Annotated in this window: 1 protein-coding gene; it reads right to left on the reverse strand. The window is 36.8% G+C overall.

Annotation, left to right across the window (positions count from 1 at the left end):
• Positions 1-858: aminotransferase class I/II-fold pyridoxal phosphate-dependent enzyme (locus ACLUXO_RS10175; protein WP_412137448.1), on the reverse strand; the 858-nt coding region annotated here is incomplete at both ends.

Raw genomic sequence — 858 nt, forward strand, 5'->3', positions numbered from 1 at the left:
TGTGTCGTTCTTCAATAATGCATAGAAGCTGTTAGCATTGTTTATTCTAGCTTCAACCATTTCTCCAATTTTGCGCACACCTAGTGTTTTCATAACCATCCAGAGCTTTAAGCTATCATAAGATTTACTCCCAATGAATGGTGTTGTTTGTCCGAACGATAATGGGTCATCCATGATTAACGCATTAGTTCTAGAAAGCTTTCTGAAATCATCAGCATTTTTCATCAAAGAAATGCTAAGAGTATACGGGAGCCACATGACCTTATGAGGATCCATAGTGCAACTATCATAATGTCTTAAATACTTTATTTTTGACCTGTAGACATCTGAAAAACTCAAGGCAAATCCATGACACGCATCCGCATGTAACCAAATATCATTTTCAAACCCTTTTACCACATGGTAAACGCCTTCTAAGTCTTCACATGTAGAAGTCATCGAATCACATGCATAAACGCCTACAAAAAGCACATTTTTGCCATACATCCGAAGTAATCTCTTCAATTCTACTTGGTCAAGTTTATACTGATTGGTTTTACAATATACAACCTTAACTCCTAAATTTAACCATTCTGTCGCATAACTTAACGAATAATGTCCAATGTTATCAGGAAGTATCACAATTTTTTTATCAGGATGCTTTCTGGCAGCTGCCATCAAGGCATATGTATTCGACATTACTCCACCTGTCGTAACAGCTCCTCCGAGCTGAGTAACATCTGTTAACTTGTTACTAACAGAATATCCTATTAATTCTCGCAACCAATTAATTACTTCAGCCTCAACTTCTGTTCCCATTGGTGAACAAATATTCTTGTTAATTAGATTTTGCTGCAAAAATACCTCAGCAACTGCCCC

It is taken from the genome of Lactobacillus delbrueckii subsp. bulgaricus, assembly GCF_046938665.1.
Taxonomy (GTDB): domain Bacteria; phylum Bacillota; class Bacilli; order Lactobacillales; family Lactobacillaceae; genus Lactobacillus; species Lactobacillus delbrueckii_C.